At 40.8% G+C, this 21,213-nt stretch carries 29 protein-coding genes; 20 read left to right on the top strand and 9 right to left on the bottom strand.

Translation table 11 applies throughout. The features are described 5' to 3' along the window. The first annotated feature begins 157 nt into the window (after positions 1 to 157). The 5 genes from C6W18_RS01305 (at position 158) to C6W18_RS01285 (ending at position 4,470) form a co-directional block, all read left to right on the top strand. Positions 158 to 1,534, top strand: coding sequence for a sigma-54 interaction domain-containing protein (locus C6W18_RS01305; protein WP_105925507.1), 1,377 nt, complete (start codon positions 158 to 160; stop codon positions 1,532 to 1,534). Positions 1,535 to 1,651: 117 nt separating this feature from the next. After that, the gene (kamA, locus tag C6W18_RS01300) at positions 1,652 to 3,052 is read left to right on the top strand and encodes a lysine 2,3-aminomutase (protein WP_034319165.1); all 1,401 of its coding nucleotides are present in this window, start codon (positions 1,652 to 1,654) and stop codon (positions 3,050 to 3,052) included. 2 nt (positions 3,053 to 3,054) lie between these two features. Then, positions 3,055 to 3,336 carry a YokU family protein gene (locus C6W18_RS01295; RefSeq protein WP_034319172.1) on the top strand — a complete coding sequence of 94 codons (282 nt, stop codon included), beginning with the start codon at positions 3,055 to 3,057 and terminating at the stop codon, positions 3,334 to 3,336. Between the two features lie 79 nt (positions 3,337 to 3,415). Then, positions 3,416 to 3,640, top strand: a complete 225-nt coding sequence (locus tag C6W18_RS01290) for a YozE family protein (RefSeq protein ID WP_034319175.1) — start codon at positions 3,416 to 3,418, stop codon at positions 3,638 to 3,640. A 149-nt stretch (positions 3,641 to 3,789) separates the two neighbouring features. After that, complete coding sequence (locus C6W18_RS01285; RefSeq protein WP_034319178.1) at positions 3,790 to 4,470, top strand: hypothetical protein; 681 nt, start codon at positions 3,790 to 3,792, stop codon at positions 4,468 to 4,470. On the opposite strand, the gene C6W18_RS20420 is transcribed toward C6W18_RS01285, so the two are convergent. Beyond that, entirely contained in the window at positions 4,467 to 4,601 is a 135-nt protein-coding gene (locus C6W18_RS20420; RefSeq protein ID WP_256498704.1) for a hypothetical protein, read from the bottom strand. The two genes, C6W18_RS01285 and C6W18_RS20420, sit on opposite strands and share 4 nt — an antisense overlap. Before the next feature lie 119 nt (positions 4,602 to 4,720). On the opposite strand from C6W18_RS20420, the gene C6W18_RS01280 reads away from it, so the two are divergent. From C6W18_RS01280 to C6W18_RS01260, 5 genes are all read left to right on the top strand, one after another. Further along, positions 4,721 to 4,891: a YozD family protein gene (locus C6W18_RS01280; RefSeq protein ID WP_078061651.1), complete on the top strand. Its 171-nt coding sequence runs from the start codon at positions 4,721 to 4,723 to the stop codon at positions 4,889 to 4,891. A gap of 51 nt (positions 4,892 to 4,942) precedes the next feature. Next, positions 4,943 to 5,551, top strand: coding sequence for a phosphatase PAP2 family protein (locus C6W18_RS01275; protein ID WP_105925506.1), 609 nt, complete (start codon positions 4,943 to 4,945; stop codon positions 5,549 to 5,551). A 54-nt stretch (positions 5,552 to 5,605) separates the two neighbouring features. Further along, entirely contained in the window at positions 5,606 to 5,923 is a 318-nt protein-coding gene (locus C6W18_RS01270) for a hypothetical protein (RefSeq protein ID WP_105925504.1), read from the top strand. 113 nt (positions 5,924 to 6,036) lie between these two features. After that, positions 6,037 to 6,732 (top strand): purine-nucleoside phosphorylase, encoded by a 696-nt coding sequence (gene deoD, locus C6W18_RS01265; protein WP_034319185.1) that lies wholly within the window; start codon positions 6,037 to 6,039, stop codon positions 6,730 to 6,732. A gap of 68 nt (positions 6,733 to 6,800) precedes the next feature. After that, complete coding sequence (locus tag C6W18_RS01260; protein WP_034319187.1) at positions 6,801 to 7,631, top strand: M15 family metallopeptidase; 831 nt, start codon at positions 6,801 to 6,803, stop codon at positions 7,629 to 7,631. A 50-nt stretch (positions 7,632 to 7,681) separates the two neighbouring features. Here C6W18_RS01260 and C6W18_RS01255 read toward each other — a convergent pair whose 3' ends face one another. After that, positions 7,682 to 7,933: a hypothetical protein gene (locus C6W18_RS01255; RefSeq protein WP_034319189.1), complete on the bottom strand. Its 252-nt coding sequence runs from the start codon at positions 7,931 to 7,933 to the stop codon at positions 7,682 to 7,684. Positions 7,934 to 8,025: 92 nt separating this feature from the next. Continuing rightward, positions 8,026 to 8,724, bottom strand: coding sequence for a class I SAM-dependent methyltransferase (locus C6W18_RS01250; protein ID WP_105925502.1), 699 nt, complete (start codon positions 8,722 to 8,724; stop codon positions 8,026 to 8,028). A 151-nt stretch (positions 8,725 to 8,875) separates the two neighbouring features. Between C6W18_RS01250 and C6W18_RS01245 the strand changes: the two genes are divergently transcribed. Beyond that, positions 8,876 to 10,261, top strand: coding sequence for a S41 family peptidase (locus C6W18_RS01245; protein WP_105926359.1), 1,386 nt, complete (start codon positions 8,876 to 8,878; stop codon positions 10,259 to 10,261). 41 nt (positions 10,262 to 10,302) lie between these two features. Here C6W18_RS01245 and C6W18_RS01240 read toward each other — a convergent pair whose 3' ends face one another. The 3 genes from C6W18_RS01240 to C6W18_RS01230 form a co-directional block, all read right to left on the bottom strand. After that, on the bottom strand, positions 10,303 to 11,796 hold the full coding sequence (locus tag C6W18_RS01240) for a sodium:solute symporter family protein (RefSeq protein ID WP_105925500.1): 1,494 nt from the start codon (positions 11,794 to 11,796) through the stop codon (positions 10,303 to 10,305). Next, on the bottom strand, positions 11,796 to 11,999 hold the full coding sequence (locus C6W18_RS01235; RefSeq protein ID WP_105925499.1) for a DUF3311 domain-containing protein: 204 nt from the start codon (positions 11,997 to 11,999) through the stop codon (positions 11,796 to 11,798). The genes C6W18_RS01240 and C6W18_RS01235 overlap by 1 nt, the downstream gene beginning before the upstream one ends. Positions 12,000 to 12,233: 234 nt before the next feature. After that, the gene (locus C6W18_RS01230) at positions 12,234 to 12,851 is read right to left on the bottom strand and encodes a nitroreductase family protein (RefSeq protein WP_034319200.1); all 618 of its coding nucleotides are present in this window, start codon (positions 12,849 to 12,851) and stop codon (positions 12,234 to 12,236) included. Between the two features lie 139 nt (positions 12,852 to 12,990). On the opposite strand from C6W18_RS01230, the gene C6W18_RS01225 reads away from it, so the two are divergent. Both C6W18_RS01225 and C6W18_RS01220 read left to right on the top strand, forming a co-directional pair. Next, positions 12,991 to 13,323: a winged helix-turn-helix transcriptional regulator gene (locus tag C6W18_RS01225; RefSeq protein WP_034319203.1), complete on the top strand. Its 333-nt coding sequence runs from the start codon at positions 12,991 to 12,993 to the stop codon at positions 13,321 to 13,323. A 75-nt stretch (positions 13,324 to 13,398) separates the two neighbouring features. Then, positions 13,399 to 13,620, top strand: coding sequence for a hypothetical protein (locus tag C6W18_RS01220; RefSeq protein WP_105925497.1), 222 nt, complete (start codon positions 13,399 to 13,401; stop codon positions 13,618 to 13,620). Positions 13,621 to 13,660: 40 nt separating this feature from the next. On the opposite strand, the gene C6W18_RS01215 is transcribed toward C6W18_RS01220, so the two are convergent. Next, positions 13,661 to 14,134: an Hsp20/alpha crystallin family protein gene (locus tag C6W18_RS01215; RefSeq protein ID WP_034319206.1), complete on the bottom strand. Its 474-nt coding sequence runs from the start codon at positions 14,132 to 14,134 to the stop codon at positions 13,661 to 13,663. Between the two features lie 95 nt (positions 14,135 to 14,229). On the opposite strand from C6W18_RS01215, the gene rarD reads away from it, so the two are divergent. From rarD to bshB2, 4 genes are all read left to right on the top strand, one after another. Then, positions 14,230 to 15,135 carry an EamA family transporter RarD gene (gene rarD / locus C6W18_RS01210; protein ID WP_105925495.1) on the top strand — a complete coding sequence of 302 codons (906 nt, stop codon included), beginning with the start codon at positions 14,230 to 14,232 and terminating at the stop codon, positions 15,133 to 15,135. A 78-nt stretch (positions 15,136 to 15,213) separates the two neighbouring features. Further along, the gene (locus tag C6W18_RS01205; RefSeq protein WP_105925493.1) at positions 15,214 to 15,495 is read left to right on the top strand and encodes a hypothetical protein; all 282 of its coding nucleotides are present in this window, start codon (positions 15,214 to 15,216) and stop codon (positions 15,493 to 15,495) included. Beyond that, positions 15,492 to 15,842, top strand: coding sequence for a YojF family protein (locus tag C6W18_RS01200; protein ID WP_008359999.1), 351 nt, complete (start codon positions 15,492 to 15,494; stop codon positions 15,840 to 15,842). The genes C6W18_RS01205 and C6W18_RS01200 overlap by 4 nt, the downstream gene beginning before the upstream one ends. An 18-nt stretch (positions 15,843 to 15,860) precedes the next feature. Further along, positions 15,861 to 16,526 (top strand): bacillithiol biosynthesis deacetylase BshB2, encoded by a 666-nt coding sequence (gene bshB2 / locus C6W18_RS01195; RefSeq protein WP_105925491.1) that lies wholly within the window; start codon positions 15,861 to 15,863, stop codon positions 16,524 to 16,526. Positions 16,527 to 16,571: 45 nt separating this feature from the next. Here bshB2 and C6W18_RS01190 read toward each other — a convergent pair whose 3' ends face one another. Both C6W18_RS01190 and C6W18_RS20415 read right to left on the bottom strand, forming a co-directional pair. Next, positions 16,572 to 17,939: an MATE family efflux transporter gene (locus tag C6W18_RS01190; protein ID WP_105925489.1), complete on the bottom strand. Its 1,368-nt coding sequence runs from the start codon at positions 17,937 to 17,939 to the stop codon at positions 16,572 to 16,574. A 59-nt stretch (positions 17,940 to 17,998) separates the two neighbouring features. Beyond that, positions 17,999 to 18,124: a hypothetical protein gene (locus tag C6W18_RS20415; protein WP_008359993.1), complete on the bottom strand. Its 126-nt coding sequence runs from the start codon at positions 18,122 to 18,124 to the stop codon at positions 17,999 to 18,001. Between the two features lie 82 nt (positions 18,125 to 18,206). On the opposite strand from C6W18_RS20415, the gene cdaS reads away from it, so the two are divergent. From cdaS to C6W18_RS01175, 3 genes are all read left to right on the top strand, one after another. Next, positions 18,207 to 18,833, top strand: coding sequence for a sporulation-specific diadenylate cyclase CdaS (cdaS, locus tag C6W18_RS01185; RefSeq protein ID WP_105925487.1), 627 nt, complete (start codon positions 18,207 to 18,209; stop codon positions 18,831 to 18,833). A 404-nt stretch (positions 18,834 to 19,237) separates the two neighbouring features. After that, positions 19,238 to 20,551, top strand: coding sequence for a C40 family peptidase (locus C6W18_RS01180; RefSeq protein ID WP_142392782.1), 1,314 nt, complete (start codon positions 19,238 to 19,240; stop codon positions 20,549 to 20,551). 75 nt (positions 20,552 to 20,626) lie between these two features. Beyond that, positions 20,627 to 21,205, top strand: coding sequence for a superoxide dismutase family protein (locus C6W18_RS01175; RefSeq protein ID WP_105925483.1), 579 nt, complete (start codon positions 20,627 to 20,629; stop codon positions 21,203 to 21,205). Positions 21,206 to 21,213 lie beyond the last annotated feature (8 nt).

The following is a 21,213-nucleotide window of genomic DNA, read 5'->3' as shown; positions in this document are numbered from 1 at the left end:
AGGGATGCTTTTTTTAAGCAATAGATGAAAAAAGCAGGAGATTGATAGGAAAAAGCGAAACGTGAAAAGGATAGGGGAAACCAACTGAGCACGAACAAGCCGCTGAAAATTGGGCAATAGATGCCGATTTTCCGGCACTGAAAGTGAGGGGGAAAGAATGGGGAAGGTTGTCGAAAGAGCGGATTGGTTTGAATTAATTTTAGAAGCCATCGATGAAGCCATTCATGTTGTAGATGATCAAGGGGTGACGATCTTTTATAATCACAATGCCGCTAAATTTGACTGTTTACAAAAAGAAGAGGTGATTGGCAAGTATATCCTTGATGTGTATCCATCATTAACTGAAAAAACAAGTACGCTCATGCATGTACTTAGAACTGGGAATCCCATTTATCATTCTTTACAAACGTATTTGAATAAAAATGGAGAAAAAATTGAAACGGTCAACACCACATTGCCCATTATTGAAGATAGCAAGTTAATAGGCGCAGTGGAAGTAGCAAAAGATGTATCAAAGCTGTCGGCGCTTTCGAATCGTTTAGATCAAAAAAAACGAACGAATGGTGTTTCTGAGACAGACCAAATGCATGATTTTTCTTCATTTTTAACAAATGATCCGCTTTTAAAAGAGATGCTTGAGAAAGCAAAAAAAGCAGCTGCTTATCCGTCGTCTGTTGTTGTCTACGGGGAAACAGGGACAGGAAAAGAAGTGCTGGTACAAGCCATTGTCCATGAATCTGATCGAAAAGACCAGGTGTTCATCCCGCAAAACTGTGCAGCGCTTCCAGAATCATTACTTGAGAGTTTATTGTTCGGATCTGTCAAAGGAAGCTATACGGGCGCAATTGATCGCAAGGGGCTTTTTGAATTAGCAGATGGGGGCACACTTTTTCTTGATGAGCTGCAAGCAATGCCGCTCACGCTACAAACAAAATTATTACGTGTGTTAGAGGATGGCGTTGTGCGCCGCATCGGTGATGCAAAGGCCATTAAAGTGGATGTCAGAGTTATTACTGCGCTTAATATAGACCCATTTGAAGCAGTGAAGAAGCAAATTTTAAGAGAAGACTTATTTTATAGACTGCATGTGTCATCTTTCCATATTCCGCCGCTTCGAGCGAGAAAGCAAGATATCAAGCTGCTATCCCGCCATTTCATTCAAACCTATCATCACCAGTTTTCTAAAAATGTCACCCGCCTATCTGAAGAAACGACACAATTGTTTATGGCGCATCACTGGCCAGGGAACGTCAGAGAATTAAAACATACCATTGAGCATGCTGTTTTGATGATGCCAAAGGAAGCGGAAGACATCACCCCGGCATATCTTCCTGCTCATTTACGGGCGCAGAAGAGAGAAAACGAACCGCCGCAGTCCTCATTAAAAAGTCAGGTTACTTCATTTGAACAAACATTGATTCAAGAAGCTTTAAGTAAGCATAACGGGAATATTAAGCAAACCGCCGTAGCCTTAAAGATCCCTCGACAAACGCTGCAATATAAACTGAAGAAATATGCAGATGCCGAAATGTAGGCACTTTAATGATTGAAACTTGCAGGAAAAAGCTCCTTTTGTAAACAATAGGGGCATTTTCCCATGTTGGCACATAACTTGCATAGTATAAAGTGAATGCTGATAGGGGGAATGGATATGAATCAGAAACTGTATGAACCAACGCGTCATTGGAAGGACATTGAACTTTGGAAAGATGTCCCTGAGGAAAAGTGGAACGACTGGATTTGGCAGTTGACGCATACCGTTAAAACGCTTGATGATTTAGAAAAAATCGTGAACTTAACAGAAGAGGAAAAAGAAGGAGTGAAGATTTCCACCAAAACCATTCCACTCAACATTACACCCTACTATGCCTCACTGATGAATCCAGACGATCCAAGATGTCCGATACGCATGCAATCTGTGCCAATTGCAGAGGAGCTTCATAAAACAAAATATGATTTGGAAGACCCGCTTCATGAAGATGAGGATTCACCCGTCCCGGGTTTAACGCACCGATATCCAGATCGTGTGCTGTTTCTTGTGACAAATCAGTGCTCCATGTACTGCCGCTATTGTACGAGAAGGCGTTTTTCCGGCCAGATCGGCATGGGCGTGCCTAAAAAGCAATTAGATGCTGCGATTGGATATATTAGAGAAACACCTGAAGTGCGAGATGTTTTAATTTCAGGCGGAGATGGGCTCTTAATCAATGATCAAGTGCTCGAATACATTTTGAAAAACTTACGAGACATTCCGCACGTTGAGATCATTCGGATTGGTACCCGTGCGCCGGTTGTCTTTCCACAAAGAATTACAGATGAACTGTGTGAGATTTTGAAAAAATATCATCCAGTTTGGCTGAATACTCATTTCAATACAAGTATTGAAATCACAAAAGAAGCAAAGGAAGCGTGTGAACGACTTGTCAATGCCGGTGTCCCTGTAGGTAATCAGGCTGTGATCCTAGCGGGTATTAACGACAGTGTCCCGATTATGAAGAAGCTGATGCATGATCTGGTGAAGATTCGCGTTAGACCGTATTATATTTATCAATGTGATTTATCTGAGGGCATTGGTCACTTTAGAACACCAGTCTCAAAAGGGCTTGAAATCATTGAAGGCTTAAGAGGTCATACGAGCGGTTATGCAGTGCCAAGCTTTGTTGTAGATGCCCCAGGAGGCGGAGGAAAAATCGCTTTACAGCCAAATTATTTATTATCGCAAAGCCCTGAGAAAGTCGTCCTTCGTAACTTTGAAGGCGTCATCACATCGTACCCAGAGCCAGAGCATTACGTCGCAGGCCAGGCAGATGCGTATTTTAATGAAGTTTATGAAGAGAAACAAGAACCGGCAATTGGTGTCACTGCTCTATTTCAAGATGAAGCAAGATCGTTTACGCCTGAAAATTTAAGCCGGATGAAACGAAGAGAATTATATGAGACAAATCCTGAGCATGATACGCTCAAAAACAAACGTGAAAAACGGGATCAATTAAAAGAGAAGAAATATCAAGCGCAGCTCAAAAAAGAAGAAACAGTAAAGGAGGAGAAATAACCTTGTTGACATGTGATTGGTGTGAGGAAAACAAAGCAAACGCGGAGCAGACAACAGTTTATTGGGAGCTGATCACTGGCACACAATCCATTGAAATTATCGACACGCCGTCCATTTCTTGTATGCATTGCGGAATGACATATCAAAAGGATGAAACGGTAAAAGAGATAGAGGATCAATTAATTTTAGTAGACCAAACAAAACTTCCAGAAAAAATTTCATATGAAGAATTAATGAGCATGGAGCGGTTATTAAAGCGAAATTACTTTGATTTTTCATCATAAGTTGTACCTCCGCCTATACAAGTCATCAAATTCCTGTATAATATAACAACAAAATAGAGTGTCGCGGAGGGAAAAACAGGTGAAGTCGTTTTACCATTATTTAATGAAGTACAGACATCCAAAACCGAAAGATGAAATCAGTCATTTTGCAAATGCTGCTTATGAAGATCACAGCTTTCCTAAAGCTTCCACTGATTATCATGAGCTATGTGCCTATTTAGAATTGAATGGCGATTATTTACACTCGATGACTACATTTGACGAAGCGTTTGAACAATACGAAGTAGAAGTCAAAAAAAAATAACTCACATATAACCGCTTGTTCCTGATGGAAGAAGCGGTTTTTTGATGGAGAAATAAAATGGCGTTTTGCATGGTGTGGTTGCCCATGCAGAATTCCTTGCGCCGGCATACGATACGTTAAGACCAAAAGTCGGGCAAGGGGGAGACAGAATGAAGGCGAAAGCACCAAAATATCAAGTAGGGGATATTGTCGTCGTTGTCATGTACGGCACAGTCGGAACGATTACAAAAGTCCATCAAATTGACCAGCACTATTTGTATGAGGTCAATCATAATGAGGTGCTTTATTTTGAAACATCACTCCTGCTTTACGATGAGTACGACGGAGTGATTGTGGATACAGAAAAGCTGGACATTGAATATGAGTTCCTCATTGGCGATGTCGTATATGTAAAAGATTACGGAAAAGAGCTATTTAAAATCATTGGTCATCGGACTGAAATTTGGCGCTACCTTGAAGATGGCTGGGAAGATGTGATTTACGAACTCACGAGGCTAAAGGACGGAGAGTGGCTGGAAACAGAGGAAGAAGACTTAACGCTTGTCCTAAGGAAATATGAGATGGACCAGTTTGTTCATCAGCTTCTTTTTGTGCATTACGTGGGAGAAACCTCAAAAGAAAAAGAGGAAGACATGGTACAAACGGCTCTATTACAGTTGGAAGAGAAGCAAGAAAGCGAAGCATCACTAGAATTCCTCGCTGTATCTATAGTGGATGAGCTTCTTGATATTTATAATGATTATAAAATTCTCTACGAATTTTTCGAAGATCCAGAATATAAGGATATGATGGATTTTATTTTGGAAAGTTTAAACGAGCATTTTGGTTAAAGAAAGACTTGTCCTAAAACGAATAAAAAATAAGGTACACATAAAAATACAATCACATAAAACCATCCCCTCAAGATACGGCCCATCACTTGATCAAACGTTTCTCCATCTAATATGCTTAACCATTTCATTGCCTCAAGCCCCTTTTCTTTTCGTTTACTGCATTTATATGTATGGAATGAGCCATTATGACAAACTGTAATAAAAAACAGGCATCGTTCATACATCATAAAAAAGGAGGCGGAAAGCAATGAAAGAAGCAGATTTGGTGATTGATACAGAGGAAATTGCGGAATTCTTCTACATGGAGCTGGTCAAAAGAGGGTACATACCGACTGAGCTAGAAACGTTTGAGCTGGCTGATATTACATTTGAATATATGCTGAGAAAAACAATGATAGTTGAAGAAGAGGCGTGGTAGGCACTATACTTTGAAGAGATTCTGAGGAAAGAAGGAGGGGAATTCTTTCACGTGTATATCCTATTTCTTTTCATTTTATTTGGCGCCATCGCTGCGCTCATGGTATCTGGTGTATGTCAGACATTGGACAACCAGATCATCCTGTGGTTTGAGAACATCAGATTCCCTTTTATAAATGATGTCATGCTGGCTGTGACGGACTTTGGCATCAGCGCGCTGCTAGTACCAATCATGCTCATCTTTAGTGTGGTACTACTGGTGTATAAGCGCTACTACTCTATCATGCTGCTTTTTCTATTATATCTCACAGAAAAAACAATCAATCATGAACTAAAGGGGCTGTTTGCTAGAGAGCGTCCAGCCTTTGATCATCTTGTCAATGAAACCTATTACAGCTTTCCGAGTGGTCATTCGATGAATGCAGCGACGATTTATCCTTTTATCGCATATCTATTAGTTGAGATGATTCCATGGCTAAAAGAAAGACAAAAAACCGTCTATCTGATCACAGGGCTATGCGTGTTTGTGATTGGTATCAGCCGGATGTATATCGGCGTCCATTATTTGACAGATGTCATAGGAGGCTTTGCGATAGGACTAGCACTATTTCTTCTATGTAAAAAGATTGACGAAAAATTGTCCGGCATTCGACAAAAATAGAAGAAGGAAATTGATAGATCCCGGCCAATTTTATATAAAAGGGGAGGGATTTGAATGCAATTGACGTTGAGATTTTTTCAAAAGAAACCTTCAGCATATCACTTAACCATTTATCAGACACCTGAATATGGTGCAGTAAGCGGGCATCAGCCTGTGTACAGGACAAAGATTGGCGGCAGAACACACCTTGATGTTCTGGAAAAAGCATTCTCGACATTTAATGTACATGATACAGTCCCTAATGATTACAATGCGCGGTTTATCACAACAGGGGATATCGTTGTGATTGATGATAGGAAAAAGGGGAAGTGCTATTATCAGCTCTTTCCGGCCGGATGGAAACGCAGTGAACGACTGATGATGATGAGTTAAATAGATGATCTAGGATACCAGCTCTGAGATCCAGCTGGTATTTTCTTTTTTGGCCTCAATCGTTTATAATAAATAGGACAAAACACATGTTAAACGTAAGTGGAGGCTAAAAAATGAGTGTACATATTGGAGCAGAAAAAGGACAAATTGCAGAAACGGTATTGCTGCCAGGCGATCCGCTTCGTGCGAAATATATTGCAGATACATATTTAGAAGATGTCGAGTGCTATAACGAAGTGCGCGGAATGTATGGTTTTACTGGAACCTATAAAGGAAAGCGCGTTTCTGTACAAGGCACTGGAATGGGCGTACCATCTATTTCGATTTATGTGAATGAACTCATTCAAAGCTATGATGTTCAAAACTTAATCCGAGTTGGGTCTTGCGGAGCGATCAAAAAGGATGTCAATGTGCGCGATGTCATTTTAGCCCAAACATCTTCAACAGATTCACAAATGAACCGTGTGGCATTTGGACCAATTGATTACGCGCCTTGCGCTGATTTTGGTCTACTCAAGAAAGCCTACGACACAGCAGAAGCAAAAAATGTGGCCGTTCGTGTCGGAAATGTATTTACAGCAGACCAATTTTACAATGAAAAACCACTTGAGCTTATGGATCAATACGGTATTCTAGCGATTGAAATGGAGACAACAGCTCTTTATACGCTTGCTGCAAAATTTGGTAGAAAAGCGTTATCGATTCTGACAGTAAGTGATCATGTTCTGACAGGAGAAGAAACAACTGCTGAAGAACGTCAAACGACTTTTGACGAAATGATCTTAATTGCACTAGATTCAGTTTTATAATAGTATAAAGGGTGTGCTACGATGTAGCGCATCTTTATTTTTTTAGTAGAGCAAAAGGAAGGTATGTCATGAAGAAAAGCTATAAAATACTCTCAATCGCATCGATTCTTGGTTTGACAGCCGCACTATCAGGCTGCCAGTTGCTGGATCAAAAAAGCGGTACATCTGAATCAAGCAAAACTAACGAACAAAAAAACACAACAAGTTCAACATCCCAGCAAAACTCAAATGATACGGCAGATTCATCTAATCAAGAGCTGACGTTAAAGAGTGAATATTTCAATGACATCAAGGTTGTCAGTGGACTGAAAACCATTCAAAATCCTGCAAACGTGCTAGCACTTGTCAACAAAGAATACGCATTACCAGGAACCTATAAACCTTCTGATCTCGTTGTACCAAAAGTAGAATTCTCTTTTTCAGAGGATATTGAAAAACGATATATTCGTAAAGAAGCAGCGGAAGCACTTGAGAAGTTATTCAAAGGCGCGAAAAAGGAAAACTTCGAACTGGCTGCAGTATCTGGCTATCGCTCCTATGACCGTCAAAAAGTCATTTTTGATAGTGAGGTCAAATTAAAAGGTAAAGAAAAAGCCCAAGAAGCAGTCGCTTTACCAGGCGAAAGTGAACATCAAACAGGTTTAGCCATGGACATTTCCTCAAAAAGTGCCGGCTTTGAGATCTCTGAAAAGTTTGGTGAAACACCTGATGGCAAATGGGTGGCTAAAAACGCCTATCAATATGGCTTTATCATCCGTTATCCAAAAGGAAAAGAAGACATTACGAAATACGAATATGAGCCGTGGCATTTGCGCTATGTTGGAAAAGAAGCAGCCAAAGCGATGCATGATCACGATTTAACATTTGAAGAATACATGAACAAAGTAAAGAAAATCTAAACAAGTAAAAGGCCTCCCAGCTATTCGGGAGGCCTTCTTTTATTCTTCTTTTAAAAAAAGAACAATCCTGCTAATGCGAAGCCGGTAATGAAACCGAGTCCGATGCCATAAGCTGCACCCCAGCCATAATATCCTCCCCAATAGCCAAAGCCAAAGCCCCCGCGAGACCCGCCAACTGGACGAATATAAACTTTGCGGTTTGTCACACGCTCAATGCGTCCGACATGTACTCTGCCATTACGATCAGTGATTCTAGCGACTTTCCCCATGTGCTGCTGACAAAGCTTGTGATAGCGCTCCATGTTTTTCCTCCTTATGACAAACTCTTTTCACTCTTATCCTATGCGAGAGACTTCATAGAGTTTGGACAAAACATATAGGAGATTCGCTCATTTTATACAGTACATTCAAATAGAATGTGACTTAGATGGTCCTGGTGCGCTTGAATGAGGTCATAGTGTGTTTGCAGCGTATCGTAAAGAGAAGGCGGTATTTGTTCAGATAATTCCATTTCTGTAGGCTCCTCCTGTACCATGTGCTCATCGAATGAGAGAATCCGAATGTCACGAAAGCCTGCCGCTATTAGCTGCTCTTTCCATTCTTCAAGCGAAAAGAGGGAGTGGAAGCCATAAAAATCTCGAACGACTGCCAGCTCTTCCGGTGTCAGAGGTGCTTTTAACACAGCTTCATTTGCGATCAATTGACTTCCAGGGGTAAGCACCCGTTTAATCTCAGCAAGTGCAGCAGGTAATTCGGTGAAACTTAAAACAGATTCACTGATCAGTAGAGAGAAAGATGCATCTGGAAATGGCAGGTGTTCAATGGATGCTTGCAAGGCACGGATCGGCAGGTCTTCTCGCTCGAATCGAAGGTTGGCCTTTTCAATCATCAAAGGGTGCGTATCAATCGCCTCCACCTGATAACCTAAATTTCCTAAATACGCAGCCGTTTGTCCTGTACCGCATCCGGCATCCAGTATACGCGCATCAGGCGTTAGTTTTATATGCTCAATCATCGTTTTCGTTAACTCAATTCCACCAGGATGAGCACTTGATACGCCAAAATAGGCAAGCATTTCTACATAATCACTCATGAAATCCCTTCTTTCCTTATCATGTTCCTCTCTAAAGATTATGCAATGCAGGGTCAAATGGCTTATCTTTTCAAATAGAAGTTTGATCCTTTGGTTGACGGATGGAGAATCGTCCTTGATAATAATGAAAGGAGATAAAGGTGGTGTTTTTTTGAAAAAACAATTCAAGTTCGTAATAGCCATTCTGGTGACAGCTGCACTTTCCTCAGCGATTACATTTGTGATCACAAAACAAGGTGTCGTCAGTGTCTCAGAAGATGAGAAGTTTAGTAAACTCATGGCTGCTTATACGAAAGTAAAAGATGAGTATTACGAAAAAACGGATGATCAAAAACTAGTAGATGGTGCGATTCAAGGGATGATTGCATCTCTTGATGATCCATACTCTACATATATGGATCAGGAGGAAGCCGAAGGATTTAACAATACCATTTCTTCCTCATTTGAAGGAATCGGTGCACAAGTAGAAGAAAAGGATGGACAAATTTTAATTGTCGCACCGATTAAAGGCTCTCCTGCTGAAAAAGCCGGGTTGAAACCTCATGATCGTATTTTAAAGGTGGATGGGAAAAGCACAAAAGGCATGTCGGTCAATAAAGCAGTTTCTCTTATTAGAGGGAAAAAAGGAACGGATGTCAAGCTGCACCTTAACCGCCAAGGAGTGGGCAATGTTGATGTGACGATCACAAGAGACACCATTCCGCTTGAAACGGTGTATGCAAAACTCACAAAAGACAAAATAGGAGAAATCCAAATTACGTCCTTTGCTGAAACAACATCGAAAGAGCTAGATAAAGCCATTGATGACCTCGAGAAAAAAGGGGCAAAAGGCTTTGTCATCGACCTGAGAGATAATCCAGGCGGCATTATGACAGAAGCGATTGAAATGAGTAATGACTTTATCGATAAAGGGAAAGTCATCATGCAAGTTGAAGAAAAAGGGAAGAAAGAAGAGTACAAGGCTGAAAAAGAACGTAAAGTTCATCAGCCGGCAGTTGTCCTTGTAAACGGCGGCTCAGCCAGCGCTGCTGAAATCATGGCGGCTGCTCTGCACCAATCATCAGGCATTCAAATTGTGGGTGAAAAGACGTTCGGTAAAGGAACTGTTCAGAATGCGCAAAGCTATAATGATGGTTCTAGTGTCAAGTTAACCATTGCGAAGTGGCTGACACCGAACGGTTCTTGGATTCACAAAAAAGGAATTGAACCACAGGTAAAAGCATCTCTGCCAAGTTATGCGAAGCTGCCATATTTAAGCCCGAAAAAGACGTATCAGCTGCATGATAATGGTGATGAAGTCAAAGCGGCTCAAAAGATGTTCCAAGCACTTGGCTATAAAGCAAAAGCAAATGGTGAGTATGATCAAGCATTCCAGTCTATCGTCAAAAGCTTCCAAACAGATCATGATCTGAAGGCAGACGGTATTCTCACAGGGGATACAACGACGGTACTCATGACAAACATCCAAGATAAGCTAAAGAAAAATGATACGCAAATGAAAAAAGCCATTGAAGTCTTGAAAAAAGAAATGAAATAAAGAAAAAGCAGTCCTCATCAGGGGACTGCTTTTTCTTATCCTTACGCTTCGTTTGCCATCGTTGCTGCTTTTTCGTTGTCCTTTTCAAACAGATCATTTGTAACTGAATTGGATGTGACATTCTTTTGGAAGAATGGATTCAATATCAAGATGACCACAACGTTTGCTAGTAAACCGAGAAAGCCTTCATAAAGACCGAACGTCACTTGTGAAATATTGGCTGTAAAGGTGACGATGATCCCAATGATCAGCCCAGCAATGGTTGCTTCTCTCGATTGTTTTTTCCAGAACAAGCTGATCGCAATCGCTGGGAAAATTTGAACCATTCCTGAAACGCCGATCAGCTGGAGTGTGACAAGTGCAGTTGGGAACAGCATACCGAATAATAGTGCCAGCCCGATGACAATAAACACCATCGAACGTGTAATGATCGTTAATCTTTTCGGTGACACATTTGGATGAATTAAATCACGGTATAAATTATTCGCAAATAAATTCGACGCGCCAATGGCCATGATGGAACATGGAATGAGAGAAGCCAGTGCAATCGTTGAATAAGCTAGCCCCTGCATCACCCCGCCATATGACGTTTGAATTAAATGAAGAAGAGCAAATCTTGGATTTGTATCTTCTGGTAAGACTAAAAATGCAATAAACCCAAGGAAGATGACCAAAATCAATACAATGTTATAAAGAGGCAAAAATATGCTGTTTTTACGGATGGCATCAGCGCTTTTGGCTGTAAAAACCCCAGTTGCCGCGTGTGCCCACATAAAAAGAGCAAGGGCAGAAACGCCTGAAGCAGTAATGAACCACAAAATGCCTTTAGGACCGCCTTCAGGTATCGTCAGAAGCTGTGGCGCTTCCTTGGCTAACGTATTCATCATAGGTGTCCACCCGTTAAAATGAATGATTGGCAGAGAAACCACCATAAAGAGCATGATCACCCAAACAAGAATATCCTTAATAATGGCTGTATATGTAGGGCCTTTAATACCGCTGAAAAATGTATAAAGTGCGACTAAAATAAATGAAATAATAACAACTGCATTCACATTAATATAACTAGTTCCAGCGACAGTTAACGTATCTTGAATCCCGCTCAGCTGAAGACAAATATAAGGAATCAGCATAAGTACACCAACAATGGCAATCATACTGGATAACAGCTTGCTGTCAAATCGTTCACGTGCATAATCAGCAAGGGTTGTAAGCTTGTGGTTTTTTGCAACCGTCCAAAGTTTCGGTAAGAAAAAATAAGCAATAAAATAAGCAAGAACCGAATAAGGGATGGCGAAAAAAGCGACACTTCCAGCTGTATAAGCTGTACTTGTGAGCCCTAAAAAGGTATAAGCTGTATATAAGTCTGCGCCAACGAGGAACCAGACGAGTAGCCCGCCGAATTTTCTCCCGCCGACAGACCATTCTTCTACCGACTGTCTTGACGATTTGTCACGACCAGCGGCAAATCCGATGACCACGACGATGAAAATAATACTTGCAGTAATCAATAAAGCTGTTAAATTTCCTTGCATTAGTCAGTTCCTCCATTTGAATGTTGCATCCGGTAAATGATAAATGTACAAACTGGTGTGAGAACAATCCACAGTAAGAGCCAGAAGTGGAAAAAGGGCAGCCCAATCACAAATGGATGAATACGATTCGCAAAGGGAAGCAGTGCAAGCTGTCCGATGAAAGGAATCGATATAAGTAGTACTAGCATCAATTTTTTATTCATGATTTCCTCCTGATATTTTGTAATTTCATAATAATAGCAGTTGTCAGATTAGATCACAAGACCATTTTCAGAAAAAACAATCATTTTTGAGAATATCATACTAATATAACGCTTTCATTCTCAAAAAAGAGAGAAGAGTGAAGGCAGAAAGAGGGGGATTTGAAAAAAGTATGGAGGAATAATATTTAAAGCAAATAAAAAAGCCCCAGCATGAAGCTGAGGCTCTGCCATTTTTTATAGGAAATCAGATACTTCTTTGATGTCAAAACGATTGCTTTTATGAGCTTCTTTCGCTGCTTTACCAACTGAAATTAGCATGACTGGTTCGTAGCGGCCGCTCACATTGAATTCTTTGATGTATGCTTCTTTACTAAAACCACCCATTGCGCATGTATCATATCCCATTGCTTTAGCAGCAATCATTAATTGCATAGCAGCTAATGAAGCATTTGAATACGCTGCTTCACGTGCATACTGCTCGCTTTGGTAAGCGCCATTGATTTGAGTCATAAGTGTTTCTTTAATATCCTCTGTAATGAAGCCTTGTTCTGCTAGCTCACTGTAGATTTTTTCGCCATTTTTATTGGCTTCAAGATCACCTAACACAGCAATTATAGCAGATGCTTGTGAGATTTGCTTTTGGTTGTAAGCGATTGGAAGTAACTTTGCTTTTGATTCAGCACTATGGAAAACAGTGAAATGCCAATGCTGAAGGTTCCATGCAGATGGTGCTTTTGTTGTAATATCAAGAAGCTCTGTTAGCTCTTCTTTTGTCATTTCATGAGTTGTATCATACTCTTTTACTGAAGCTCTTTGTTTTAAAATGTCAATCGTTTTTTGATCAGTCGCCATATGGATATTTCCTCCCGTTTTTGCAAATAGTATGGTACAATAACTAAAAAAGTGAGAAACTTACTTATTGTAACTAGTGATATTTTAAATTGTATACCGTTAGTTTGTCAAACAATCATGAAAAGAAAGGTTGAAAATAATGGAATTCCAATTATGCCCACACATTTCTCAAGCTTTTTTACTTCTTGGCAAAAGGTGGAATGGTCTCATTATTCATGTATTGCTTGATGGTCCAAAACGGTTTAAAGACCTGACGGACATTATCCCATCCATCAGTCAAAAAATGCTCGCAGAACGTTTAAAAGAGCTCGAGCAAGAAGGAATTATAGAGCGAACTGTACTTCCTGAGACACCTGTCAAAGTCATCTATTGTCTAACCGAAAAAGGGAATGCATTAAACGATGTGTTTGGAGAAGTATCGCGCTGGGCAGGGGAATATGCTGGATCTCATGAAAAAAAGGAGCAAGCCTAGTTTTAGGTTTGCCCAAACGTTTTGACTCCTGATGAATATGCTGATGTTAGGCACATGACAAAGGAGGAGAAATGCATGTACCCTCATACTCCGTATTTTCGAGGCGGCGCCCCTGGCATTCCGCCATATGAATCCAGAGTCCCTTTGTTTTTTGGTTTTGGCGCTCCTTTAGTCGGCGGACTGCTTGGCGGATTTCTAGGAAGTGCGATTTTTAATTATCCCCGTCCATATTACCCACCGCCACCACCACCGCCTGTTCCACCACCTTATGGCGGCGGATATCCACCATATTATTAAGAAAAAAGAGTAAGCCTGCTTCCATTTCAAAGCAGGCTTTTTATAATGGAATATCAATTTCAGAGATCCCAGGATCATCATGCTTTAAAAACATAATTTCCAAAATACCATCTTGATATGAAGCCTTTGTTCCTTTTCTTTTCACAGCAGCAGGGAGGACGATTTTCTTCTGCGTGCCTTCTTCAGGAAAATGATCAATAAACAACAGATTGGCTGTATGTTTGATTTTTACTTTTTCTGTGTTTGGACGATCAAGTTCAATTTTGACAAACACATGATCAGTCGTTTCAAACACTTCAACATTCGGCTCTTTTTCTTTTTTGACGTCTGTATCTCGCGGTTTTTGTTGTTGAGACAGTGGATCCTGAAAGGGGAACTGAGCATTATAATTGGAGCCGAATACACTTTCCATCACTTGATTGACATACTGCTCAACGTCTTTAGGGTCTGAATTCTTTAAAGCTTCTTTTGAAAATTGCTTTTGAAAAGGGAATAATCGGTTCCAGTCAAACATGCTAATCATCCTTTCTAAATGCCCTGAATTAGTATATGCCCATTCACCTGAGTGCGTGCTATAATATACGATAGGTTTAGAAAGGAATGGTTAGATTGAACGAACAGCAGCAATCAAAAGGTGTACTGTATACTGCAGCATCTTTTACATTATGGGGGCTATTCCCATTATATTGGAAACTGATGGAACATATTTCGTCAGGCGAAATTTTAGCGCACAGAATCTTATGGTCATTTGTTTTTATGTGCGGTATTCTCCTTTATTTAAAACAAGTCCGACCAGCAATGCAGACTGTGAAGGGGCTGATGATGGATGGAAAAGCACTTTTCTCGTTACTTTTATCTGCTATTTTAATCTCGGTCAACTGGTATGTGTACATTTGGGCAGTCAACCATCATCTCATGCTAGAAGCAAGTTTAGGGTACTATATTAATCCGCTTGTATCCGTTCTATTAGGGATCCTTTTCTTGAAAGAACGACTTAATAAAATGCAAACAATCGCGATCCTCATTGCCGCCGCTGGCGTGATCATTTCAACGGTTCAGTACGGTTCATTTCCTGTCGTTGCTTTCTTATTAGCCTTTAGCTTTGGTTTCTATGGACTGATTAAAAAAAGGATGAGGTTTACGAGCGCGATTGGGTTAACGATTGAAACGCTGCTTCTTGCACCGGCTGCACTTGTTTACTTATTATTCTTCTTAAAAGAACCTGTGGTGACCATGAATCCTAACAGTTTCGGATCGCTGGGCCTCTTATTTTTTGCAGGGGTTTTTACAGCTGTGCCACTCCTTTTATTTTCTGAAGGCGCCAAAAGAATTCCTCTTTATCAAGTCGGCATTTTGCAATACATTGCACCGACGATTACACTGTTTTTAGGGCTATTTGTGTATCATGAACACTTATCTGCAGCAAAAATTGTGACGTTTCTCTGTATTTGGGTGGCCATTTTACTGTTTACCACCTCACAATTACGCATGAAAAAAACAGCGAATTCTCATTAAAGAGAACAAGCAGTTTGCTTTTCTTAAAAGGCAGATCATGTCATAATAAGTTGTTACCAAAACTGTAGAGGTGATCACATGACATCAGTCAATGAGCTAGCAGCCGCTTATCGAGCTTTATGGAAAAATCGTCAGCTTGATGTCGATGATATGTCTTCTTTACACGAGGCAATACGTGATGATTTACTGGATGCTCGCACTCATCCGCGGGCGAGAAAATCATTACACCAAAAGTATTTGCTCGCTGTGGAGAGAATATTAGAAAGTGCTGTTAGGCATGATCATCAATTGCAGCTGATCAGCTTACATACGAAAAAGCTGCGAGAATTAATTCAAAATGAAGGAAGGAACCACTCATGAAACCAATTCAAACGGAAGATGTCACAGCACATCTTGAATCGTTTTTAAATCGTCCAGTCTTCGTTCATCTTGAAACGACAACTGGTTCTTATTCAGCTCATGTAAATGAACAAAATATGACGGTCGTGGCGTATATCCGCAATGCGAAAGTTGTCTATTCACAGGCGAAAATAAAAGGACAAGGTCCGTACCGTGTTGGAATGAAAACAGAAGATGGCTGGATTTACGCAGAAGGCTTGACCGACTATGTATTTGATGACCAAGGCCGCCTGCTATTAGCAGGGCACTTGCCAGACGGGAAACTAGCGATCTCATTACAAATTAGTGAAACACCATTTCAGGTGTAGGAGAAAGGGTGACAAGTAATGAACGAACATGTATTAGTGATGCTGCCTCACCCCGATGATGAATCCTATGGGGTCGCAGGTCTCATCGCACAAAGCAGAAAACGCGGAATTCCAGTCACGTATGCATGCGGGACACTTGGGGAAATGGGCAGAATTATGGGCAGCCCACCATATGCCAACCGTGAGACACTTCCTGAACTAAGAAAACAGGAATTAATCAATGCATGCAAAGAAATGGATATTACGGATTTACGTATGCTTGGACTACGTGATAAGACGCTCGAATTTGAAGATGATGAGTATTTGGCGGATGTGATGGAAAACATCATCGATGAAGTCAAACCAACACTTATTGTCACGTTTTACCCAGGACACGGTGTACACCCTGATCATGATGCGACAGGAGAAGCCGTCATCCGTGCTCTTTACCGAAAGAAAAAAGAAGACCGTCCTGTCACATACTGCATGGCCATTACGAGAAATAGAGAAGAAGTGCTAGGAAATGCAGATATTGTGATCAATATTACAGATGTAGCAGATATCAAATTAAATGCACTGAGAGCGCACAGAACGCAAACAGAAGGCATACTGAGAGAAATTGAACAGAAACTGAAAAACAAAGAACCAGTCGTCCAAAAATGGTTGGACGAAGAAATTTTCTGGACGTATCAATGGAATGACTAATGAAAAAGGCAGCTGACAAGGATCAGCTGCTTTTTTGTGTCGTATTTAATGATTGGGTGCATGTTGAAGTTGAATCAGCCGTTTTTCAATCAATCTGAGACGGATAAAGAGGACGATTGCACCAGCGGCAAGACCGGTAATGAGACCGATCCAATAGCCGAACGCCCCAAATGAGGTATATGTGCCAATCAGGTAGCCGGCAGGAAGCCCGATGACCCAGTAAGAGACAAAAGCTGCGATGAGTGTATAGTTCACATCTTTATACCCGCGAAGAGCCCCTTGAATCGGTGCAGCGATCGCATCTGACAGCTGGAAAAAGAGTGCGTAAATCAAAAAGTGCTGTGTCAGCTGTAAAACAGCCGAGTCAGTTGTATATAAACCTGCGATCTCTGGTCTAAATAACAAAATGAGTGCTGCCGTACATAATGAGAACAAAACAGCAGTTCCAATTCCAATATAGCTGTAACTTTGCGCGTCTTTATACCTCATGGCACCGGCTTCAAAGCCAACGACGATCGTTAAAGCCATTGATATACTAAGCGGTAAAATGTATAAGATAGAAGCAAAGTTCATTGCTGCTTGGTGACTGGCGATCGTCACGGTATCAAAGTGACCCATTAAAAGCGTGACAGCTGCGAAAATGCTCGTTTCAAAAAAGATCGCAAACCCAATAGGGATACCGATTTTCAGTATTTGCCCCATACGGGAGATGTTGAACCGAGGCAGTTTTTGAAACAAACGAAATGAGGCAAATGGTTCTGCCTTGATGACAATACAAATGCTCATGATGAAAATGGCCCAATACGTTATCGCAGATGCAAGGCCAGCCCCCGCACCACCTAGCTTTGGAAAGCCAAAATTCCCAAAAATCAATAAATAATTTAAAACAAAGTTAATAGGAAGTGCTGTTAACGTAATAAACATCGTCACACGTGTTTTCCCTAATGCATCAATAAATGACCTCAGCACTGAATAACCAAACAGCGGGATGATCCCAAAAGCAAGAAAGCTGAGAAAATGCCGGGCAATATCTTCAACGGATGGGTCAAGACCAAGTCCACCTAATATGAAAGGGACGCTAATCATTCCAACGACGATCACCACGACACTTAAAAGAAAGGATAAATAGATGGCCTGAAAGACAGCCCGAGGAACGTCTTGTTTGTGGCCTGCACCCATCAGCTGGGCCACAATCGGAGTAACGGCCATTAATATACCGGCAAGCCCTGTATAAACAGGTGTCCAAATGCTAGAACCGATCGCGACACCCGCAAGGTCTTCTGCGCTCACCTTTCCAGACATCACCGTGTCTAAAAACGTTATCAGCGAAAGACCCGCTTGTGTGATTAAAATCGGGATCAGAATGGTTAAAAATTGTGCCAACTTTGTTTGAATGCTATTCGTTTCTCTCATCATAAGTTCCTCTCTGAACAGAAATAACGAGAGGAATTATATCATGCTATGTAAAAAAATCAATTCTCCGTCGGATTATTTTTCTTTGATGGCTTCGTTTTTTTAAACATTTGGGCATAAATAAAAGAAAGACTGACAACACCTAAAATGCTGCAAGCATATTGAATGATTTTCTGAATGGTCATATTGAGTTCACCTCCATACAAATAGAATGTACACAATTTGTTATTTTATGACACAAGCCAAAGAAGGAGGGAAATGGTCAAGATGTTAAATCGCACAAACGAAGAAGCGATGTTTAAATTAGAAATGAAATCACATTTGATGCAAATCATGATGGATGCAAGGAAAATCGTCGATTCTCTGGATGAGACGGAACAATGCCTTCTTTGTGACCTCGAATCATTGCATGAGCAGTTTAATGAAATGCATGCAGAAGCTTCCTCGTTTTATTTGCAATCATATATGGAGGAATTCACGCCGGGATTTGCTCAATTTTCGTTAGCGATTGAGCATTTATCTAAACAAAAGCACGGCGCGCTTATTGTGATTCAAAGGAGGGATGAAGTCGAGGATTTTATCCAAAGAGGGACAAACCTCCATGCGAAAATTAGTGCATCATTAATAGAAAGCATTTTCTATCCAGGAAATCCACTTCATGACGGTGCTCTTTTAGTGAAAGAAAATACGCTCGTTTCCGCTGCAAATGTGCTGCCGCTCACCTCAAAAAAAGTCAGTCCATCTCTTGGCACAAGGCACAGGGCAGCCATCGGTCTTTCTGGGATGACCGACGCACTGGTTCTCGTTGTATCAGAAGAAACGGGAAAGATGTCGTTTGCTAAAGAAGGCGTGCTTTATCCGCTCACCGTGAAAGATCCAGAAATAAGAAAATAAAAACAAATCGCTGCATTCTTCATCTGGAAGGATGCTTTTTTCATTTGAGGAGAAAAAACAGCCAATTAAGTAAAAAGTCATTTGATACAGAAAAATTTGTCATGTAGAATAGAACTATGAAACTAGCAAAGTGCTTGTTTTGACAAATTTCTAAACGTCAACTTAAAAATTCCTTAAAAAATGTTTATAAATACAGCAAACAGCCGATAGAAACGATATGGCGTTGTTTCAGCATTTTGAGTTTGCTGCTCTAACCTATTTGTTATTGCCCAACGTCTTCATGTCGAGTAATATAATAGAAATAAAGATAAAATAGTGCAAGAGAAGCAAAATCATTAAATGCTAAACTCAAAACTAGTACATAAGTCTTATTGAACGAAATCATGAAAGGCGGAGATTCATCTATGAAGAAAAAAGTAGTAACCGGCCTCACAGTATCAGCGATCGCAGGCTCAGCTGTTATTGCTGCACCGGCAGAAGCGCAGACGATCAAGGTGAAAAACGGTGACTCACTTTGGAAGATTGCCGAACAGTACAATACAAGTATTTCGGAGCTTCAATCTCTTAATCAATTAAAAACGACGATGATTTTTGCAGGACAAAGCTTAAAAATTCCTGGTGCAAAAAGTAAAAAATCCAGCTCATCAACAGGCTCAAAAGCAACGAATTCAAGTGCTTCAACGACATCGAGCTATACTGTAAAGCTTGGAGATTCACTATGGCTGATTGCAAAAAATCATAAAATGTCAGTCGTAAGCTTGAAAAGCCTAAACAGCTTAAACAGTGATCTGATTCGACCTGGTCAAAAACTGAAAGTATCTGGAAGCACGAAGACGAGCGGCAGTCAGTCAACAAATTCAAACTCAAGCAATAAGACGACGAATCCAAATAGTTCATCATCATCTAGTACATACAAGGTCAAATTAGGCGATTCTCTTTGGAAAATTGCGAATTCGTTAAATATGACGATAGGTGAAATCAAAACATTAAATGCGTTAAAATCTGATATGATTTATCCGAATCAAGTATTGAAAGTAAAAGGGACGGCTGCATCAAAACCAAGTCAGCCAACAGCCCCTGCTAAACCAAGTAACCCGCCTTCAAGTGGTAACCAGTCTTCAAGCGGGAAAACAACATCTTATACCGTAAAATCAGGTGATTCATTATGGAAAATTGCGAATCAGTTTAAGGTGCAGGTTCAATCCATTCGCACGGCAAACAGCTTGAAAAGTGATGTGCTTAGAATTGGACAAGTGTTAAAAATTAATGGTACGGCTTCCGGCTCGACTGGATCTAATGGTTCTACGTCTAACGGTTCAACAACTCCGGCCAACAATAACAAACCTGATGTTCCAATGAATGCAAAAATCACGACGATGATCCAAGAAGGTAAAAAGCTAACAGGAATTCCTTACAGATGGGGCGGTAATACACCAGCTGGGTTTGATTGCAGCGGCTTTGTTTACTATCTCATTAACAAGGTTTCATCTGTATCTAGATTAAGCACAGCGGGCTACTGGAATATGATGACGCCTGTCAGCACACCTCAAGTTGGAGATTTTGTTTATTTTACAACATACAAAGCAGGCCCTTCTCACATGGGAATATACCTGGGTGGAGGAGATTTCCTTCATGCAAGTGACAGTGGAGTGGGTATTTCTAACTTAAGTAACTCATATTGGAAAAAAGCCTATTTAGGTGCAAAACGTTTCTTCTAAAAAAGCCGATTTTCGGCTTTTTTTGTTTGCCCTCTCATGAGATTGTCCATACTGATAGCAAAAGGGGGCAGTCATATGAAAAAGTCAGTGTGGACGCTCATGATGTGTTTAGTCTTTCTCGTATCAGCATGTCATGCACCGCCAAAAAAAGAAATGACAGAAGAAAGTCATGAAGTTGCAGCACCTAAACAAGCGCCGATTACCACTTCACTCATTAATGAAAGTGGGCAAAAAATAGGAAGCATCGAAGTAAGAGAATCTTCAGCAAATGGCCTGGATCTACACGTGAAAGCGAAAGGGTTACCGCCAGGTCCTCATGGCTTCCATATTCACGAGACAGGTGTATGTGAAGCGCCAGATTTTGAAACGGCAGGTGCTCATTTTAATCCAACGCATAGGGAGCATGGGTTTGACAACCCAAAGGGGCATCATGCTGGAGACATGCCTAATTTAGAGGTAGGAGCAGATGGCCAAATTGATGTCGTCGTCAATGTACTAGATGTGACGTTAAAGGGAGGCCCGAATCAATTAATCGCTCAAAATGGGCGAAGCTTTATCATTCATGCAGAAGCAGATGATTACTTAAGTAACCCTTCTGGAAACTCTGGAAAGCGCATCGCTTGCGGAGCGATCACAAAAGAAATGGTAAAATAACAGAAGAC

The organism is Bacillus sp. LLTC93 (assembly GCF_002993125.1).
Lineage (GTDB): Bacteria > Bacillota > Bacilli > Bacillales > Bacillaceae > Bacillus > Bacillus zhangzhouensis.
Note: the sequence above shows the minus strand (reverse complement) of the source record. Positions and strands in the feature narration are given on the sequence as shown.

Coding starts and splice junctions, on each gene's coding strand:
- C6W18_RS20415 (WP_008359993.1), bottom strand. CDS start 18,124: ATGACCATTCAGAAAATCATTCAATATGCTTGCAGCATTTTAGGTGTT.
- deoD (WP_034319185.1), top strand. CDS start 6,037: ATGAGTGTACATATTGGAGCAGAAAAAGGACAAATTGCAGAAACGGTA.
- C6W18_RS01200 (WP_008359999.1), top strand. CDS start 15,492: ATGAAACCAATTCAAACGGAAGATGTCACAGCACATCTTGAATCGTTT.
- C6W18_RS01270 (WP_105925504.1), top strand. CDS start 5,606: ATGCAATTGACGTTGAGATTTTTTCAAAAGAAACCTTCAGCATATCAC.
- bshB2 (WP_105925491.1), top strand. CDS start 15,861: ATGAACGAACATGTATTAGTGATGCTGCCTCACCCCGATGATGAATCC.
- cdaS (WP_105925487.1), top strand. CDS start 18,207: ATGTTAAATCGCACAAACGAAGAAGCGATGTTTAAATTAGAAATGAAA.
- C6W18_RS01220 (WP_105925497.1), top strand. CDS start 13,399: ATGTACCCTCATACTCCGTATTTTCGAGGCGGCGCCCCTGGCATTCCG.
- C6W18_RS01250 (WP_105925502.1), bottom strand. CDS start 8,724: ATGAGTGATTATGTAGAAATGCTTGCCTATTTTGGCGTATCAAGTGCT.
- C6W18_RS01180 (WP_142392782.1), top strand. CDS start 19,238: ATGAAGAAAAAAGTAGTAACCGGCCTCACAGTATCAGCGATCGCAGGC.
- C6W18_RS01215 (WP_034319206.1), bottom strand. CDS start 14,134: ATGTTTGACTGGAACCGATTATTCCCTTTTCAAAAGCAATTTTCAAAA.
- kamA (WP_034319165.1), top strand. CDS start 1,652: ATGAATCAGAAACTGTATGAACCAACGCGTCATTGGAAGGACATTGAA.
- C6W18_RS01255 (WP_034319189.1), bottom strand. CDS start 7,933: ATGGAGCGCTATCACAAGCTTTGTCAGCAGCACATGGGGAAAGTCGCT.
- C6W18_RS01240 (WP_105925500.1), bottom strand. CDS start 11,796: ATGCAAGGAAATTTAACAGCTTTATTGATTACTGCAAGTATTATTTTC.
- C6W18_RS01305 (WP_105925507.1), top strand. CDS start 158: ATGGGGAAGGTTGTCGAAAGAGCGGATTGGTTTGAATTAATTTTAGAA.
- C6W18_RS01235 (WP_105925499.1), bottom strand. CDS start 11,999: ATGAATAAAAAATTGATGCTAGTACTACTTATATCGATTCCTTTCATC.
- C6W18_RS01260 (WP_034319187.1), top strand. CDS start 6,801: ATGAAGAAAAGCTATAAAATACTCTCAATCGCATCGATTCTTGGTTTG.
- C6W18_RS01230 (WP_034319200.1), bottom strand. CDS start 12,851: ATGGCGACTGATCAAAAAACGATTGACATTTTAAAACAAAGAGCTTCA.
- C6W18_RS01205 (WP_105925493.1), top strand. CDS start 15,214: ATGACATCAGTCAATGAGCTAGCAGCCGCTTATCGAGCTTTATGGAAA.
- C6W18_RS20420 (WP_256498704.1), bottom strand. CDS start 4,601: ATGAAATGGTTAAGCATATTAGATGGAGAAACGTTTGATCAAGTGATG.
- C6W18_RS01225 (WP_034319203.1), top strand. CDS start 12,991: ATGGAATTCCAATTATGCCCACACATTTCTCAAGCTTTTTTACTTCTT.
- C6W18_RS01285 (WP_034319178.1), top strand. CDS start 3,790: ATGAAGGCGAAAGCACCAAAATATCAAGTAGGGGATATTGTCGTCGTT.
- C6W18_RS01190 (WP_105925489.1), bottom strand. CDS start 17,939: ATGAGAGAAACGAATAGCATTCAAACAAAGTTGGCACAATTTTTAACC.
- C6W18_RS01175 (WP_105925483.1), top strand. CDS start 20,627: ATGAAAAAGTCAGTGTGGACGCTCATGATGTGTTTAGTCTTTCTCGTA.
- C6W18_RS01280 (WP_078061651.1), top strand. CDS start 4,721: ATGAAAGAAGCAGATTTGGTGATTGATACAGAGGAAATTGCGGAATTC.